At 73.4% G+C, this 15,426-nt stretch carries 13 protein-coding genes; 11 read left to right on the forward strand and 2 right to left on the reverse strand.

What is annotated here, in order from left to right; translation table 11 throughout:
• The 7 genes from mfd to E1293_RS12125 all read left to right on the forward strand — a co-directional run.
• On the forward strand, positions 1-3,462 hold a 3,462-nt coding region (gene mfd / locus E1293_RS12095; protein WP_424923622.1), incomplete at its 5' end, for a transcription-repair coupling factor.
• A gap of 74 nt (positions 3,463-3,536) precedes the next feature.
• On the forward strand, positions 3,537-4,178 hold the full coding sequence (locus E1293_RS12100) for a hypothetical protein (protein WP_132197024.1): 642 nt from the start codon (positions 3,537-3,539) through the stop codon (positions 4,176-4,178).
• Between the two features lie 5 nt (positions 4,179-4,183).
• Positions 4,184-5,170, forward strand: coding sequence for a nucleoside triphosphate pyrophosphohydrolase (gene mazG, locus E1293_RS12105; protein ID WP_132197026.1), 987 nt, complete (start codon positions 4,184-4,186; stop codon positions 5,168-5,170).
• A complete protein-coding gene (locus tag E1293_RS12110) occupies positions 5,133-7,691 on the forward strand; it encodes a penicillin-binding protein (RefSeq protein WP_165978176.1) in 2,559 nt (852 codons plus the stop codon). The genes mazG and E1293_RS12110 overlap by 38 nt, the downstream gene beginning before the upstream one ends.
• An 82-nt stretch (positions 7,692-7,773) precedes the next feature.
• Positions 7,774-8,718, forward strand: a complete 945-nt coding sequence (locus tag E1293_RS12115; protein WP_132197028.1) for an NADP-dependent oxidoreductase — start codon at positions 7,774-7,776, stop codon at positions 8,716-8,718.
• A gap of 59 nt (positions 8,719-8,777) precedes the next feature.
• On the forward strand, positions 8,778-8,996 hold the full coding sequence (locus E1293_RS12120) for a hypothetical protein (RefSeq protein WP_132197030.1): 219 nt from the start codon (positions 8,778-8,780) through the stop codon (positions 8,994-8,996).
• A 95-nt stretch (positions 8,997-9,091) separates the two neighbouring features.
• Positions 9,092-9,448: a tetratricopeptide repeat protein gene (locus E1293_RS12125; protein WP_132197032.1), complete on the forward strand. Its 357-nt coding sequence runs from the start codon at positions 9,092-9,094 to the stop codon at positions 9,446-9,448.
• Positions 9,449-9,461: 13 nt separating this feature from the next.
• Here the strand turns inward: E1293_RS12125 and E1293_RS12130 are convergent, their stop codons facing one another.
• Positions 9,462-10,808 (reverse strand): sensor histidine kinase, encoded by a 1,347-nt coding sequence (locus tag E1293_RS12130; protein ID WP_243716181.1) that lies wholly within the window; start codon positions 10,806-10,808, stop codon positions 9,462-9,464.
• Positions 10,809-11,053: 245 nt separating this feature from the next.
• Here E1293_RS12130 and eno point away from each other — a divergent pair, with 245 nt between their 5' ends.
• The 4 genes from eno to E1293_RS12150 all read left to right on the forward strand — a co-directional run bounded on the left by eno (position 11,054) and on the right by E1293_RS12150 (position 14,592).
• Positions 11,054-12,337: a phosphopyruvate hydratase gene (gene eno / locus E1293_RS12135; RefSeq protein WP_132197034.1), complete on the forward strand. Its 1,284-nt coding sequence runs from the start codon at positions 11,054-11,056 to the stop codon at positions 12,335-12,337.
• A 105-nt stretch (positions 12,338-12,442) separates the two neighbouring features.
• Positions 12,443-12,925 carry an FtsB family cell division protein gene (locus tag E1293_RS12140; protein ID WP_132197036.1) on the forward strand — a complete coding sequence of 161 codons (483 nt, stop codon included), beginning with the start codon at positions 12,443-12,445 and terminating at the stop codon, positions 12,923-12,925.
• Positions 12,926-13,099: 174 nt separating this feature from the next.
• Positions 13,100-13,621: a DUF501 domain-containing protein gene (locus E1293_RS12145; RefSeq protein ID WP_132197038.1), complete on the forward strand. Its 522-nt coding sequence runs from the start codon at positions 13,100-13,102 to the stop codon at positions 13,619-13,621.
• Positions 13,618-14,592: a Ppx/GppA phosphatase family protein gene (locus E1293_RS12150; RefSeq protein WP_132197040.1), complete on the forward strand. Its 975-nt coding sequence runs from the start codon at positions 13,618-13,620 to the stop codon at positions 14,590-14,592. Before E1293_RS12145 ends, E1293_RS12150 begins: the two co-directional genes overlap by 4 nt.
• 6 nt (positions 14,593-14,598) lie before the next feature.
• On the opposite strand, the gene E1293_RS12155 is transcribed toward E1293_RS12150, so the two are convergent.
• Positions 14,599-15,351 (reverse strand): DUF2510 domain-containing protein, encoded by a 753-nt coding sequence (locus E1293_RS12155; protein ID WP_165978178.1) that lies wholly within the window; start codon positions 15,349-15,351, stop codon positions 14,599-14,601.
• Between the last annotated feature and the right edge of the window lie 75 nt (positions 15,352-15,426).

Below are 15,426 nucleotides of genomic sequence, written 5' to 3' on the forward strand. Positions count from 1 at the left end.
CGGTCGCGCAGATGCACCAGCAGCAGCCCGCCCGGCTTCAGCGCGGCGACGAACCGGTCGAGCACCAGTTCGGCATGCGGCACGCGCTCGATCAGGTACGAGGCGTGCACGATGTCGAAGGCGCGCGTCGCGCACTTCCCGGCGTGGGAGACGCTGCCGCACGAGAAGCTGTCGCCGCGCTCCGACACGGTCGGGCAGCGGCTGGCGGTGCTGCGGCGGCTCGTCCACCCGGACGCCGCCCAGCCCGGTGAGGAGGGCAAGGGCGGCGCGCTCGACGTCGTCGTCACGCCGGTCCGCGCGGTGCTGCAGCCGATCGTGTCCGGGCTCGCCGACCTGGAGCCGGTGCGCCTGGTCTCCGGCGAGGACGCCGACATGGACGACGCCGTCCGCAGGCTGGTCGAAGCCGGGTACGGCCGCGTCGACCTGGTGGAGAAGCGCGGCGAGATCGCGGTGCGCGGCGGCATCCTGGACGTGTTCCCGCCGACGGAGGAGCACCCGCTCCGGGTGGAGTTCTGGGGCGACACCGTCGAGGAGATCCGCTACTTCAAGGCCGCCGACCAGCGGTCCCTGGAGGTCGCACAAGGCGGGCTGTGGGCGCCGCCGTGCCGTGAGCTGCCGCTGACGCCGAAGGTGCGCGAGCGCGCGAAGCTGCTCGCCGAGGAGCACCCGGCCCTGGCGGAGATCCTCGGCCGGATCGCCGACGGCGACACCGTCGAGGGCATGGAGGCGTTCTCGCCCGTCCTCGCCGAGAGCATGGAGCTGCTGACCGACCTGCTGCCGGACGGCTCGGCGCTGCTGGTGTGCGAGCCGGAGCGGATCCGCACCCGGTCGGTGGAGCTGGTCCGGACGAGCCAGGAGTTCCTGGAGGCGAGCTGGGTCAACGCCGCCGCCGGGGGAGAGGCGCCGATCGACCTCGGCGCCGCCGCGTTCCGCTCGCTGGAGGAGGTCCGGGAGCACAGCACCGAGCTGGGCCTGCCCCGATGGAGCGTGACAGCGCTCAATCCACTAACGGCGAGCGGAGCGAGCGCGGGGGGTACAGGGGGGTCGTCCCCCCTGAATGAAGAGGGCGACGCGCTGAACCTGGGGGTGACGCCGGCGGAGGCTTACCGGGGCGACACGTCCCGGGTCGTCGGCGACCTGAAGGGCTGGATCGACGGCGGCTGGCGGGTCGTGATGGTCACCGCCGGGCACGGCCCCGCCGAGCGGCTCGTCCAGCTCGTCGGCGAGGAGGGCATCGGCGCGCGGCTCACCGACGTCGCCGAGGCGCCCGCTCCGGCCCTGGTCAACGTGACGACCGGGCTCCTGGAGAACGGGTTCACCTGGGAGTCGGTCAAGCTGGCGGTGCTGACCGAGACCGACCTGTCCGGGCAGAAGTCGTCCACGAAGGACGCGCGGCGGATGCCGTCGCGGCGGCGCGGCGGCATCGACCCGCTGCAGCTCAAGGCCGGCGACTACGTCGTGCACGAGCAGCACGGCGTCGGCCGGTACGTGGAGATGGTCAGCCGGACGGTGCAGGGCGCCACCCGCGAGTACCTGATCCTGGAGTACGCCAAGAGCGACCGGCTGTTCGTCCCGACCGACCAGCTCGAAGAGCTCACCCGCTACGTCGGCGGCGAGGCGCCCGGCCTGCACCGGCTCGGCGGCGCCGACTGGCAGAAGGCCAAGTCCCGCGCCCGCAAGGCCGTCAAGCAGATCGCGGGGGAGCTGATCCGGCTGTACTCGGCGCGGATGGCGAGCCCCGGCCACCCGTTCACGGCCGACACCCCGTGGCAGCGGGAGCTGGAGGACGCGTTCCCCTACAACGAGACGCCCGACCAGCTCGCCGCCATCGACGAGGTGAAGGGCGACATGGAGCGGCCCGTCCCGATGGACCGGCTGATCTGCGGCGACGTCGGCTACGGCAAGACCGAGATCGCGGTGCGGGCGGCGTTCAAGGCCGTCCAGGACGGGCGGCAGGTCGCGGTGCTGGTGCCGACGACGCTGCTCGTCCAGCAGCACATGTCGACGTTCACCGAGCGGTTCGCGGCGTTCCCCGTCGTGGTGAAGCCGATCAGCCGGTTCCAGTCCGACGGTGAGATCACCGAGACGCTGCGCGGCCTGTCCGAGGGCACCGTGGACGTCGTGGTCGGCACGCACCGGATCCTGTCGGCGCAGACCCGCTTCAAGAACCTCGGCCTGGTGATCATCGACGAGGAGCAGCGGTTCGGCGTCGAGCACAAGGAGGAGCTGAAGCGGCTCCGGACGCAGGTCGACGTGCTCGCCATGTCCGCGACGCCGATCCCGCGCACCCTGGAGATGGGACTGACCGGCATCCGGGAGATGTCGACGATCCTGACGCCGCCGGAGGAGCGGCACCCCGTCCTGACGTTCGTCGGCCCGTACGAGGAGAAGCAGATCGCCGCCGCGATCCGCCGCGAGCTGCTGCGCGAGGGCCAGGTGTTCTTCGTGCACAACCGGGTCCGGTCGATCAACAAGGTCGCGGCGAACCTGGCGCGGCTCGTCCCGGAGGCGCGGATCGGCATCGCGCACGGCCAGATGAACGAGCACGAGCTCGAGAAGGTCATGGTCGACTTCTGGGAGAAGAACTACGACGTCCTGGTCGCGACGACGATCGTGGAGTCCGGGCTGGACGTCCCGAACGCCAACACCCTCATCGTCGACCGCGCCGACGTGTACGGGCTGTCGCAGCTCCACCAGCTGCGCGGGCGCGTCGGACGCGGCCGGGAGCGCGCCTACGCCTACTTCCTCTACCAGCCGGAGCAGCCGCTGACCGAGACCGCGCACGAGCGGCTCGCGACGCTCGCCCAGCACACCGAGGTCGGCGCCGGCATGTACGTCGCGATGAAGGACCTGGAGATCCGCGGCGCGGGCAACATCCTGGGCGCCGAGCAGTCCGGGCACGTCGCGGGCGTCGGGTTCGACCTGTACGTCCGGATGGTCGGGGAGGCGGTCCGGGAGCTGAAGGACGGCGGCGGCGGCGAGCCGGAGGCCGTCGAGACGAAGGTCGAGCTGCCCGTCGACGCGCACCTGCCGCACGAGTACGTGCCGGGGGAGCGGCTCCGGCTGGACGCCTACCGGCGCATCGCCGCGATCACGTCCGAGGACGAGATCGGCGCCGTGCACGACGAGCTGAAGGACCGGTTCGGGCCGCTGCCCGTCCCGGTGCTGAACCTCCTCGAAGTCGCCCGGTTCCGGGCCAAGGCCCGCAAGGCGGGGCTCACCGACGTCACCCTCCAGGGCAACTTCATCAAGTTCACGCCCGTGGACCTGCCCGACTCCAAGCAGGTCAGGCTGCAGCGGCTCTACCCGAAGAGCATCCTGAAGCCGGCGACCGACACCCTGCTGGTCCCGGCGCCGAAGACCGCGCAGCTCGGCGGCCGTCCGCTGCGCGACCAGGAACTGCTGACGTGGGCGGCCGGCCTGGTGGGCGCCCTTTTCCTGGATGCCCCCGTGCGGGGATAGTCTGGCGCGACCCCAGCCAAGCTCACCCCAGACGAGCTCGATGACGAGACGAGGAATCCGTGCCTGGTAAGTCCGTGAAGGCAGCGGTGGCGGTCGTGCTCGCGGCCGGCGCGCTGGCCGGCTGCGGCGGCTCCCCGAAGGTCGGCACCGCCGCCCTCGTCGGCGACGACCGCATCACCGTCACCTCCCTCAGCCAGACCGTCCGCGACTGGCGCACCCAGTTCCGGGCGGACCCGGCGGCCAACGAGCTGCGCGCGAACCCGGCCAACCCGGCGCCGCAGGTCGCCGGCGACTCCGAGTCGGACCTGCAGGGCGCGCTCACCCTCCTGATCAACTTCAAGGTCGCCCGCAAGGTCGCCGACCGGGCGGGCATCGAGGTCACCGGCGGGGAGGTGGACGGCGCCGTCGAGGCCCTCGACCACGGCGGCGGGGCCGCGTCGATCACCCTCGCCAGCGGGCTGCCCCGCGAGCACGCCCGCGACCTCGCGCGGCTCGTCGCGACGCAGGCCGCGGTCATGCAGCGGTTCGGCGCCGACCCGAACAACCGGCTGAACCCGGCGAACCAGCGGGCCGGTGAGCAGTGGAACGAGCTGTTCCGCCGCACCGCGGACGGCATGCACATCGAGGTCAACCCGCGCTACGGGCACTACGACCCGGCCAAGTTCGAGATCGCCCCGATCGCCTACCGGCTGTCCAGCCCGGATTCGGGTATCTGAGGCGCATGGGCCTGACACTGCTCGCGACCACGCACCGGGTCGCGCCCGGCCTGCTGACCTGGCGGGCCTGGGACGCGCTCCGCTCGGCCGACGCCGTCCGGCTCCGCGCCGGGCACCCGCTGCTGCCCGCGCTCCTGGACGCCGGCGTCGTCTCGGACCCGGTGGACGCGCCCGACCCGGCCGGCCTGGTCGCCGACGCCCGGCAGGCCGACGCCCTGTGGGTCGCCGCGCCCGAAGGCGACGAAGACCTGATGCGCGAGATCGGCGCCCTCGTCGTCGACGACCCGCTGGACGTCGAGGTGCTGCACGGCTCCTACGATCTGCCGGGCGCGCGGCTGCTGGACCTCGTCTCGGTGATGGACACGCTGCGCCGCGAGTGCCCGTGGGACCGCAAGCAGACGCATGTCAGCCTCGTCCCGTACCTGCTCGAGGAGGCGTACGAGGTCCTCGACACCATCGAGTCCGGCGACTTCGGCGCGCTGCGCGAGGAGCTGGGCGACGTGCTGATGCAGGTGGCGTTCCACTCGGTGGTGGCCGCCGAGCGCGACGACGAGACCGCGTTCACCATCGACGACGTGGCCGGCGCGATCGTCGACAAGCTCGTCCGGCGGCATCCGCACGTGTTCGGGGACGTGACCGTCTCCGGTGCCGACGAGGTCAACGCCAACTGGGAGCAGATCAAGGCGGCCGAGCGGGCGGAGAAGAGCGGCGCCGAGGCGTCGGCGCTCGACGGCGTGCCGATGGGGCAGCCCGCGCTGTCGCTGGCCGCGCAGCTCCAGCGCCGCGCGGCCCGGCTGGACGCCCCGGCGGGGCTCGCCGACGACCTCGCCGGTGGCCTCGCCGACGCCCCGGACGACCTGGGCGGACGCCTTTTCGCCCTGGTTCGGGAGGCGACCGGGCGCGGAGCCGACCCGGAGGCGGAGTTGCGCGCCGTTTCCCGGGTATTCCGCGATCGTGTCCGAGCGTGGGAACGACGAGAGCAGCGCGGCTGATTCGGGCGATATCGACCGGAACATCGCCGACGGGGTGGTCCGGCCGGGGAGGCGCGTCTACTCTGAGCGCGTGCCGATCGAGGCCGATGGCGAGGCAGGGGATCCCGGGAGCGGAACCCCCGTGCCGCCGCGCCCGCCGCGCCGGCTGCTCACCCGGTCGACGACCCGCGCCGAGAAGGCCCGCGCGCTGCGCGGGCTAGGCGCGCTCGGCGGCCTCGCCGGCGTGCTCGTCGCCCTCATGCTGCTGCCGACCGCGTGCACCGCGGGCGTCGGCGCCCGCGACGCCGCGAGCTGGTTCGAGTCCGAGCCGGCGGGGCTGACCACCGCGGGCGTCCCGCAGCGCTCGAAGATCCTCGCTGCGAACGGCGACACCATCGCCACGTTCTTCTACCAGAACCGGGTGGACGTCCCGCTCGGCAAGATCGCCCCGATCGTCCGGCAGGCGGTGCTGGCGATCGAGGACAACCGGTTCTACGAGCACGGCGCCATCGACCTGCAGGGCACGCTGCGGGCCCTCGGCAGCAACCTGTCCAACGGCCAGGTCACCCAGGGCGGCTCCGGCATCACCCAGCAGTACGTCAAGAACCTCCTGCTCACCCAGGCCGACTCCGACGCCGAGCGCGCGGAGGCCAAGGAGGTCACCCCGGCCCGCAAGATCCGCGAGCTGCGGTACGCGGTGGCGCTGGAGAAGCGGCTCAGCAAGGACGAGATCCTGCGCCGCTACCTCAACATCGCCTACTACGGCGACGGCGCCTACGGCATCGAGGCGGCGGCCCGGCACTACTTCTCCAAGCACGCCTCCGAGCTGGACCTGACCGAGGCGGCGCTGCTCGCCGGCGTCATCCGCTACCCCTACGCCTACGACCCGACGCGGCATCCCGGCGACGCCCGCAAGCGCCGCGACACCGTCCTGGACCGGATGGCCCAGCTCGGCTGGCTCGACCCGGCCAAGGCGGCGTCGGCCAAGGAGCAGCCCATCAAGCTGGACGTGGACAACGTGCACAGCGGCTGCGTATCCAGCAAGGCGCCGTTCTTCTGCGACTACGTCCAGCGCGAGATCCTCACCAACCCGGTCTTCGGCAAGACGGCCAAGGACCGGGAGAAGCTCCTCAAGCGCGGCGGGCTCACCATCCGCACCACCCTGGACCGGCGGGCGCAGAAGGCGGCGCAGCGCGCCGTGGACAAGCACGTCCCGCCGAAGAACTCCGCGCACAAGGCCGCCGCCGAGGCGATGGTCGAGCCGGGCACCGGGGAGATCAAGGCGATGGTCGTCGACCGCGACCTCGGCCCCGACAAGGAGCGCGGCAAGACCTGGATCAACTTCGCCGCCGACGCCGGCCACGGCTCCAGCATCGGGATGCAGGCCGGGTCCACGTTCAAGGCGTTCACGCTGGCCGCCGCGCTGGACGAGGGCCTCCCGTTCGGCACCCGGCTGATGGCGCCGCGCGAGTACACGCCCGTCGGGTACCGCAACTGCGACGGCGACCGCGTCGGCGACCCGGGCGCGTCGCTGCGCAACGCCGCCGACGGTGAGGGCGGCAAGCAGTTCAGCATCGTCACCGGCACGCAGCACTCGGTGAACACGTTCTTCCTCGCGCTGGAGAAGAAGGTCGGCCTCTGCGACACCGTGCGGATGGCCGAGCGGCTCGGGATGAAGCAGGCGAACGGGAAGCCGCTGGAGGAGTACCCGGCCTTCACGCTCGGTTTCAACCCCGTCTCACCGCTGCGGCTCGCGGCGGCCTACGCGGCGTTCGGCGCCCGCGGCAAGTACTGCAAGCCGCTCGCGATCAAGGAGATCCGGGATGTGTCCGGCCACAAGCTGAAGGTTCCGGGGCGCGACTGCGAGCAGGCGATCGACGAGGGCGTGGCGGACGCCGTCAGCTACGTGCTGAGCGGCGTCCTCACCAAGGGCACCGCGCGCGGTATGGGCCTCGGCCGCGACGCCGCCGGCAAGACCGGCACCGTCGACAACTTCTCCGCCGCCTGGTTCGCCGGATACACCCCGGACCTGGCCTCGGCGGTGTGGGTCGGCGACCCGCGCGGCGGCTACAAGCACCCGATGGAGAGCCTCTGCATGGACGGCCGGTGCTACGGCGCCGTGTTCGGGGCGACGATCCCCGCGCCGATCTGGAAGCAGAGCATGCTCGGGGCGCTGTCGGGCACCCCCGCGTCCTCGTTCGACCGGCCGCCGTCGCACTACTTCAGCAAGGGGTCCGGCGAGGACAGGGCCAAGGTGCCGGACGTGCGCGGCATGGAGCTCGGCGACGCCGTCGCCAAGCTCCGCGGCGCCGGCTTCAAGACCCGCGTGGGCAAGCCGGTCGAGTCCCGCAAGTACGACGAGGGCACCGTCGCCGGCCAGTCGCCGGGGTCGGCCGAGCCGGGCGCGACCATCACCCTGCACGTCAGCAAGGGCGGGCGCGACGAGCCCGGCGGCGGCCCGGGGGACGGGGACCCGCGGCCGCCGGTCCCGCCGGTGACCATCCCGCCCCTGCCCGGCGGCCGGCAGCAGGCACCGGCGTGACCCGTGTGACCGTGTGATCACCGGGTAGATCACCGGCGGGGCGTGCCCACCGCGCGCCGATCCGTTCGGGGGGACGATCGTCATGCGAGCCATCGCCGTGTCCGAGTACGGCGCCACGCCGGCGCCGATGAACCTGCCGGTCCCGGAGCCGGGACCGGGGGAGATCCTGGTGCGCGTGATCGCCGCCGGGCTGAACCCGCTCGACTGGAAGATCGCCGACGGCATGCTCAAGGACTCCGTGGACGCGCCGTTCCCGCTGATCCTCGGCCAGGACGGCGCGGGCGTCGTGGACGCGGTCGGCGAGGGCGTCACCCGGCTGCGGCCCGGCGAGCAGGTCTACGGGTCGTTCCGCGGGGTGGAGCGCGGGCTCGGCAGCTACGCCGAGTACACCGTCGCCCGCGACGACGGGCCGGTCGCGAAGATGCCGGCCGGGATGCTCTACACGCAGGCGGCGGCGGTGCCGACGGCGAGCGCGACCGCGCTCGCCATGGTCGAGGAGGCCCGGGTCGACACCGGCCAGACCGTCCTCGTCGTGGGCGCGACCGGCGGGGTCGGGCAGGGCGTGGTGCAGCTGGCGTCCCGCGCGGGCGCGAAGGTCATCGCGACCGCCCGCGACGACATGGCGGGCACGATGCGGCGCCTTGGCGCGAACGAGACCGTCGACCACTCCGCGGGCGACCTCAACCGGCAGGTCCTCGCCGTCCACTCCGACGGGATCGACGCCGTCCTCGACATGGTCGGCGACACCCGGGCGACCGAGCATCTCGCGCAGCTGCTCCGCCCCGGCGGGACCTACATCACCACCACCTGGTCGGTGCATCCCGACGCGATGGAGGCCAAGGGGCTGCGCGGGATCAACTTCGAGGGCGAGTCCTCGGCCGAGCTGCTGGACCGGCTCTCCGACCTCATCGACTCGGGCGGGCTGCGCGTCCGGGTCGAGCGGGAGGTGCCGCTGGAGGAGGCGGCCGACGCCCTCGCCGAGAACCGGGCGGGCGGCGCCCGCGGCAAGACCGTCCTGCGGATCTGACCGCCCGGCACAGGTGAGGACGGCGCCGGTCCGGGCATGCAGAGGCACAGGAGGAGCACATGAACCAGAGCCAGCCCGATGACGACCGGCGCACCCGGCTGCGCGACATCGAGGAGTCGCTCGCGCGGCTGCACGCCGACCTTCCCGCGCCGTCCGGCGACGCCACGGACATGGTGGACTCCGGCCAGTACCTCGCCGCGCGCGAGGAGCTGCAGGGCCAGATCGAGCTGCTGGAGGCCGAACGCGAACGCCTCCGCACCGCCCTCGGCATGACCTGACCCCGCCGGGAGGCGGGGCAGGGAGACGGGCCGGGAACAAAGCGCCGCGCCCCCCGGTTAGCGGGTCGTGTCAAGCAACCCAGGAAGGGGGCGGCATGACCACCTACGAGGACTTCGAGCGCGCGACGCTGTTCTTCGACGCCAAGGACTACGCGGGCGCCGCCCGCCTGCTGGCCCCGATCGCCGCCGGCGACCCGGGCAACCGCGCCGCGGTCGAGCTGCTCGGCCGCGCGTACTTCCACAGCGCCCAGCTCGGCCGCGCCGAGGAGACGTTCCGCCGGCTCGTCGAGCTGGACCCCGGCAACGGCTGGGCGCACGAGGCGCTCGCCCGCACCCTGGAGCGGCAGCGCCGCACCGCCGAGGCCGGCGCCTTCCGCAAGCTCGCCCGCGCGATGGGCGTCGCCCCCGCCGAGCGGACCGAGGTATCCGTGACCGCCGCCGACCTGCACTGAGGCACGCCGTGCGCTAGTCGCGGGGGAGGCGGAGGACGAAGCGGGCGCCGGGGACGCCGTCGATCCGGTCGGTGAGGATCAGCGAGCCGCGGTGCGCCACCGCGATGTCGCGGGCGATCGCGAGCCCGAGGCCGGTGCCGCCGGCGTCCCGGTGCCGGCCGTCCGCCAGCCGCGCGAACCGCTCGAACACCCGCTCGCGGTCCTCCGGGGCGATGCCCGTGCCGTCGTCGATCACCTCGACCACCGCGGTGTCGGGCCGCTCCACCCGCAGCATCACCGTCACCTCCGACGCCGCATGCCGGTCGGCGTTGTCGAGCAGGTTGGTGAGCAGCCGGGCCAGCTCGCTGCGCCCGCCGCGCACCGTCACCGGGCCCTCCGACAGCACCGTCACCTGGGTGCGCCGCGGCCGGCGCAGCACCTCCTGGTCGGTGATCTCCGTCAGGTCCGTGGGCTCCCGGGTGAAGTTGCGGTCGGCGTCCAGCCGGGCCAGCGCCAGCAGGTCGTCCACCACCGCCGACAGCCGCTCGGCGTTGATCAGGATGGCCCGCAGCGTGTCGGGGAGTTCGGTGTCGTCCGGGGCCGACAGCGCCAGCTCCAGCTCCATCCGCAGCGCGGTGAGCGGGCTGCGCAGCTCGTGCGACACGTCGGAGACGAACCCGCGCTGCCGCGCGACCGCCTGCTCCAGCCGGTCCAGGGTCGCGTTCACGCTCTCGGCGAGCCGCCCCACCTCGTCGCGCCGCGGCGGCACCGGGACGCGGCGCTGCAGGTCGGTGGCGGTGATCTCGTCCAGCTCGCGGCGGATCTCGTCGACCGGGCGCAGCGTGCGGCTCGCGGCCAGCCACGTCCCGTAGCCGACGAGACCGGTGATGAACGGGATCCCGAGCGCCAGGAGCGCCGCGGTGAGCGGGCGCGGCACCAGCCCCGGCTCCGGCTCCAGCGAGAACACGAACTTCGTCCTGCGGCCCTGATCCTCCCGGAGCTCGACGACGAGGAAGCACTCCCCTTGGGGCGCGTCGACGTCGCAGGTCCGGTTGACGCGGCGGTCGTCGTCCGGTGGGGGCGGTGGAACGCGTACCGGGGAACGGCCCTGCATCCCGGGCGAGGCCGCGATCACCCGCCCCTCGACGTCCTGCACCTGCAGGAGCCGGCCGGGGCGCGACTTGATCGGGTCGGACAGCGTCCCGTCGACGACCGAGGTCCTGGTCCGCCGCGCCTCGCGGGACGCGGCCCGCGTCGCGTCGACGATCGCGTCCCCCCTGACCAGGTTCAGCAGTACGATCCACAGCGCCGTGGACAGGGCGAACGCGATCAGCACGGCCGTCACGGTCACCCGGATCCGGATCTCCGGGTGACGCAGCACGGCCTGCCAGATCCAGCGGCTCGGGCCGGTGGACGGCCGGCGGAGCCGGACGCGTATGACGACCTCCCCGGGTCCGCTGCTGCCAGTACCCGGGATTACTTGCCTGAACAGGGCAAACGGCACCGTGGCGGACGGGTAAAAGATTCGCCGGGGCACCCGCCCGCGCCCCGGCGGCGCCGGACCGCCCGGTCCGGCAGTAGGCTCGGTGATCGCACCAGACCGTCCGCACCATCAGGGGGTTCCCCGTGTCGTCGATCGAGGCCGTACTCGCCCGGGAGATCCTGGACTCCCGCGGCAACCCGACCGTCGAGGTCGAGGTGCTGCTCGCCGATGGGACCGAGGCGCACGCCGCCGTCCCGAGCGGCGCGTCCACCGGGCAGTTCGAGGCCGTGGAGCTGCGCGACGGCGGGGAGCGCTACGGCGGCAAGGGCGTCCGCAACGCCGTGAAGGCCGTCAACGAGACCATCGACGAGAAGCTCGTCGGCTACCCCGCGTCCGACCAGCGGCTGATCGACCAGCTGCTGATCGACCTGGACGGCACCCCCGCCAAGTCCGCGCTCGGCGCCAACGCGATCCTCGGCGTCAGCCTGGCCGTCGCCAAGGCCGCCGCCGACTCCGCCGGGCTGCCGCTGTTCCGGTACGTGGGCGGCCCGAACGCGCACCTGCTGCCCGTCCCGATGATGAACATCCTGAACGGCGGCGCGCACGCCGACAGCAACGTCGACGTCCAGGAGTTCATGGTCGCGCCGATCGGCGCCGCCACCTTCGCCGAGGCGCTGCGCTGGGGCGCCGAGACCTACCACGCGCTGAAGTCGGTGCTGAAGTCGCGCGGCCTGAACACCGGCCTCGGCGACGAGGGCGGCTTCGCGCCCGACCTGCCGAGCAACCGGGACGCGCTCGACCTGATCATGGAGGCGATCCGCAAGGCCGGCTTCACCCCGGGCCGCGACATCGCGCTCGCCATGGACGTCGCCGCCAGCGAGTTCCACGCCGACGGCCAGTACGCGTTCGAGGGCACCAAGCGGTCCTCCGACGACATGGCCGCCTACTACGGCGAGCTGCTCGGCAACTACCCGCTCGTCTCCGTCGAGGACCCCCTCGACGAGGAGGACTGGGCCGGCTGGGAGGGCCTCACCGCCGCCGTCGGCGACCGCGTCCAGATCGTCGGCGACGACCTGTTCGTCACCAACCCCGAGCGGCTCGGCCGCGGCATCAAGTCCGGCGCCGCGAACGCGCTGCTGGTCAAGGTCAACCAGATCGGCACCCTCAGCGAGACCCTCGACGCGGTGTCGCTCGCGCAGACCAGCGGGTACCGCTGCATGATGAGCCACCGGTCCGGCGAGACCGAGGACACCACGATCGCCGACCTGGCCGTCGCGACCAACTGTGGCCAGATCAAGACCGGCGCCCCCGCCCGCAGCGACCGCGTCGCCAAGTACAACCAGCTGCTGCGCATCGAGGAGCTGCTGGACGACGCCGCGCGCTACGCCGGTGCCGCGGCGTTCCCGCGCTTCGACGCGCAGGGCTGAGACCATGTGAGCCGGCGGGCGGGCGCCGTCCCGTCCGCCGGGCCCCCGTCCGCGGGGCACCGCGTCCGCGGGGGCCGTGCGGCCGAGCCACAGGCAGGGGACACGATGGCGCAGGACGACGACCACGACACCGGCCAGGGTTCCGACAACGGTGCCGGTGATCACGGTGTCGACGACCACGACCCCGGCGAGCACGGCGGTGGTGCGCGCCGGGGCAACCCCGCCCTCACCAGCCGGGCCGCCATCCTGGCGGTCGTGGTGTGCGCGATCGCGCTGAGCCTCGCCTACCCTGTCCGGGAGTACATCGCCCAGCGCAAGGAGATCGCCGACCTGCGCCGGCAGGAGGCCGCGTCCCGCCGGCAGGTGGAGATCCTCGCCCAACGCAAGCAACAATTGGGCGATAAGTCGTACATTGAGCGTGAGGCGACGCGAAGGCTCCATTACTGCCGTCCTGGCGTAAAGTGCTACATCGTGCTGGACGGCAGCGGCGGCGACGGGCAGCAGTCCCGCAAGGGCGGAACGGCGGCCCGGCCGCCCTGGTACGAGACGCTGTGGCGGTCGGTGGAGGCCGCCGACCGGCCGCGCTGACCGTGCGGGGCGGATCCGTGCCGAGCCCAGGCGGCGACGCTTCCGGCGGAGGGGCCGGGCGTGCCGGAGGCCGCCGCCGCGACGTCGCGGGAACGGAAGGCGCACGAGGACGGACGGCGCACGAGGACCGGCAGGGCGCGGGAACGGGATCGCGGGATCCACGGGTGGGGACGGATGATCGAAGCAGGTGACACGGCCGCCGTGGCGGCCCAGCTCGGACGGGTGCCGCGCGGTGTCCGCGCGGTGGCGAGCCGCTGCCCGTGCGGGCTGCCCGCCGTGATCGAGACGGCGCCGCGGCTCCCGGACGGCACGCCCTTTCCCACGCTCTTCTACCTGACGTGCCCGAAGGCCGCCTCGGCGATCGGGACGCTGGAGGGCGGCGGCGTCATGCGCGACATGCAGGCCAGGCTCGCCGCCGATCCGTCCCTGCAGGCGCGGTACACCGCCGCCCACGAGGACTACCTGCACCGCCGCGACGAAGCCGCCCGCGAGGACGGCACCGAGCCGCTCCCCGAGGGCATGCAGTCCGCCGGCGGCATGCCCGGCCGCATCAAGTGCCTGCACGCCCTCGTCGCCCACGAGCTCGCCGTGCCCGGCGTCAGCCCGTTCGGCCGCGAGGCCCTGGACGCGCTCCCCGAATGGTGGCGCTCCGGGCCCTGCGTCCGGCCGGAACCCGAGCCGGGGGAGGCGCGGTGACCCGGGTCGCGGCCATCGACTGCGGGACGAACTCGGTCCGCCTGCTGATCGCCGACGTCGAGCCCGGGCACGGCGAGGAGAACGGCGGCGGCACCCTGGCCGACGTCGAACGGCGGATGGAGATCGTCCGGCTGGGCGAGGGCGTCGACGAGACCGGGCGGCTGTCGCCGGCCGCGCTGGAGCGCACCTTCGCCGCGATGCGCGGGTACGCCGAGCTGATCGAGCGGCACGGCGCCGGCGCCGGGCACGATGCCGGCAAGCACGGGCCGATCAAGACCCGGGTGGTGGCGACCAGCGCGACCCGCGACGCCGCCAACCGGGCCGACTTCGTCAGCGGCGTCGTCGACATCTTCGGCGTCGTCCCCGAGGTGATCAGCGGGGACGAGGAGGCGGGGCTGTCGTTCCTGGGCGCCACCCGGGAGCTGGCCGCGCTGCGCCCGGCCCGCCCCTACCTGGTGGTCGACATCGGCGGCGGGTCCACCGAGGTCGTGGTCGGCAGCACGTCGGCGGACGCCGCCCGCTCCATCGACATCGGCTGCGTGCGGATGACCGAGCGGCACCTGAAGGACGACCCGCCCTCGCCCGAGCAGATCTCCAACGCCGCCGCCGACATCGACGCGGCCCTGGCCACCGTCCGGGAGACCGTGCCGGTGGACGAGGCGCGCACGCTCGTCGGGCTCGCCGGGTCCGTCACCACGGTCGCCGGCATCGCGCTCGACCTGCCGGAGTACCTCCCGTCCCGGATCCACCTGTCGCGGATCACCGCGGCGCAGGTGCACGAGGTGACGCGGCGGCTGCTGCACGCCACCCGCGCCGAGCGGGCCGAGTTCGGCGTCATGCATCCCGGCCGGGTCGACGTGATCGGCGCGGGCGCGCTGATCCTCGACCGGATCATGCGGGAGTACGGGTTCGGTGCGGTCGTCGTCAGCGAGCACGACATCCTGGACGGCATCGCCTGGTCGCTGGTCTGAGCGCGGTCAGTACTTGAGCTGCGCGAGGAGCGCGGGGATCAGCACCGCGTTCGGGTTCTGCTGCGGGACGTAGAGGATCGGCGCGGCGCTGCCGGCCTGCTGGATCCACACCCGTCCCCGGTCGACGGTCGCGCCGGAGATCGACGACCAGCTCAGCGACACCCGGTCGCCGCGCACGCCGCCCGGGTGGACGGTGAGGCCCTGCGCGACGTCCACCGACTCGCCCGCGCGGACCCGCTTGGCTAACTGGGCGACGAGCCGCTGCTCGGCGTACTCCTGGCACAGCTGGATCAGCCGCCCCCAGACGCGCTCGGGCTCACCGCCCGGGCCCGGCTCCATCACGACCTCCAGCCGGGGGCCGCCGCGGAAGGGGAACCGGCCCGCCTGGAAGATCCACTGGGTGCCGGCGGCGTGGCCGTATCCGGCCGGGCGCTCCGCCGCCCAGTACGCCACCCACTCCACCCGCTCCCAGCCGAGCGAGGCGTTCCCGAAGACGACGACCTGGTCGTCGGCGTACAGGTGCCGGCCGCCCACGTGCACGTCAAGGGCCTGGACGGACGGGGCGCGGTCCCACGTCGGGATGTGCGGGGCGGCGTAGTGGTCGCCGCCCGCGGTCTCCTCGCCCACCCGCTGCTCGCGCCGCGGGATCCGCGGCGGCCGGTCGGGCTCGGGGTTGAGCCGCTCGGTCCAGCTCTCGCCGTCCCACCAGCGCAGGCTTCCAGTGCCGTAGGGGTCTGGGTACCAGCCCGGTTGCGACACTGCCTGCCTCCCGCTTCGCACAAAACGGCGTGCCGGACACCCGCCTCCCCGACCGGCGAACGCATCGTATCGACC

The sequence above is a fragment of the Actinomadura darangshiensis genome, from assembly GCF_004349235.1.
In the GTDB taxonomy this organism is placed as follows: Bacteria; Actinomycetota; Actinomycetes; order Streptosporangiales; family Streptosporangiaceae; genus Spirillospora; species Spirillospora darangshiensis.